At 39.7% G+C, this 2,231-nt stretch carries 2 protein-coding genes; both read right to left on the reverse strand.

The window, feature by feature from the left end; all coding sequences use genetic code 11:
* Positions 1–1,444 (reverse strand): sodium-translocating pyrophosphatase (locus ACGHIN_RS17120; protein WP_390456398.1); only part of this gene is annotated, 1,444 nt, incomplete at its 3' end.
* Positions 1,445–1,611: 167 nt separating this feature from the next.
* On the reverse strand, positions 1,612–2,223 hold the full coding sequence (locus ACGHIN_RS17125) for an inorganic pyrophosphatase (protein WP_390456401.1): 612 nt from the start codon (positions 2,221–2,223) through the stop codon (positions 1,612–1,614).
* Positions 2,224–2,231: the final 8 nt, after the last annotated feature.

Here is a 2,231-nt window from a genome sequence, read left to right on the forward strand (position 1 = left end):
CAGTTGTATTTCCTACTGCGTCCAGAATATCTGTTTTTTCACGCACCTCTTTCGGAAGTTCACTCATTTCGGCAATTCCTCCAGCATTGTCTGCAATGGGTCCGAAAGCATCAATAGCTAATTGCATAGCGGTGGTTGCCATCATTCCCGCAGCTGCAATAGCTACACCATAAAGTCCTGCACATAAATAAGAGCCATAAATACCCCCGGCTAAAACAATAATGGGAAGCAAAGTAGATTCCATTCCTACGGAAAGTCCACCGATAATATTGGTGGCATGACCTGTGGAAGATTGTCTTACAATACTTGAAACCGGTCTTTTCCCCATAGCAGTATAGAATTCTGTAATGACACTCATTAAAGTTCCTACTACCAATCCTACCATAATAGCTCCGAAAACTCCCATTTTAGTAAATTCATGACCTCTTAAAATCATGGTTTCCGGTAAGATATAGGTGACCAAAAAATAAGATGCTATAGCAGTAATAACAATACTTCCCCAGTTTCCGAGATTCAAGGCATTCTGAACGTTGGAAGTGGACGCTCCCTCATTATCATTGATCCTTACAAATAAAGTTCCTATAATAGAGAAAATAATACCTGTACCTGCGATCAGCATGGGTAGTAAGATTGGAGCGAAACCTCCAAAAGAGTCTTCGGAAATTGTTTCTCTCCCTAAAACCATCGTTGCTAAAACAGTTGCTACATAAGAACCGAATAAATCCGCTCCCATTCCGGCAACATCACCCACATTATCTCCCACGTTATCTGCAATTGTGGCCGGATTTCGGGGATCATCCTCCGGAATTCCAGCTTCTACCTTTCCTACCAGGTCAGCACCCACATCGGCAGCTTTTGTATAAATACCACCCCCCACTCTCGCAAACAATGCAATAGATTCTGCACCCAAGGAAAATCCGGTAAGAATTTCTATCGCCCGCTCCATTTCATGGGAGTCCGGAGAAGAATCCGGGGCAAAGATCTGCTTAATGATTAGATAAAGGGCACCTAAGCCTAAAACAGCTAGTCCGGCAACGCCCATTCCCATTACGGAACCTCCTGTAAATGAAACTTTAAGGGCCTTGGAAAGAGAAGTTTTAGCAGCTTCTGCTGTTCTTACATTCGCTTTTGTTGCGATTTTCATTCCGATAAACCCTGCCAAAGCAGAGAAAACCGCACCTACTACAAAGGCAATCCCAATACTCCAGTGCGAATTGGAGTTGCTCATTCCCATCACAGCCAGTAAAATGGCTACAACTACTACGAAATACGTTAAAATCTTGTACTCGGCTTTCAAAAAGGCCATTGCACCGTCAGCGATATGTCCGCTGATAATTTTCATTTTTTCATTTCCGGCGTTTTGCTTACTGACCCAATTACTCTGTAAAAAAGTATACAATAAAGCAACTACACCAAAAATTGGCACTAACACAAATAGATCCATAGTTTAATATTTTTTCAGTAATAGAGAATTAAATATAATAAATAATTCCCATGATATTATTAAAAATATTAAACTATACAAAATTTATGTTTTTAAAGTCAGACTTTATTCCATAAAAAAAGGATAAATGGGTTCATTTATCCTTAATATTTTTAAAGTGGAAAAAATTATCCTCCAAACTTATTTGCATAATCTTTTTGTGAAGCTTTGATTACTTTCTTAGCGTGCTCTGCCCCGTATACTTCGTGAATTCTACATTTTGCAGGCTCATCCGGTAAATTTTTGTAAGTCAGGAAATAGTGCATCAATCTTCTTACTTCAGCTTCAGGCAGTTCGGCAATATCTCTGAAGTGCCCAAAAGCATGGTCCCCTACCATCACTGCAACAATTTTATCATCTGCTTCTCCACCATCAATCATTTTGAATCCCCCGATCGGAATAGCTTCCATTAGCATGCCTCCAGCATGGATATTATGTGAGCTTAAGACACAGATATCCAACGGGTCGTGATCTCCCATCGTCACATCATCAGCTCCACTTTCAACGGCCAGCTTCTTTACTTCATCATGACAGTAGGTTCTTGGGACAAATCCGTATAAAGCCGGAATAATATTAGAGAATTTTTGAGGTCTGTCTACTTTCAAATATCCAGTTTCTTTATCAACTTCATATTTAATGGTATCTGAAGGAACAATTTCCACAAATACATTTACAACATTTGGCACATCTTCTCCTGCAGAAATACCATGCCATGGATGTGCTTTAAAATTTGGAATCATTATCTATC

The organism is Chryseobacterium barbadense (assembly GCF_042849955.1).
GTDB lineage: Bacteria > Bacteroidota > Bacteroidia > Flavobacteriales > Weeksellaceae > Chryseobacterium.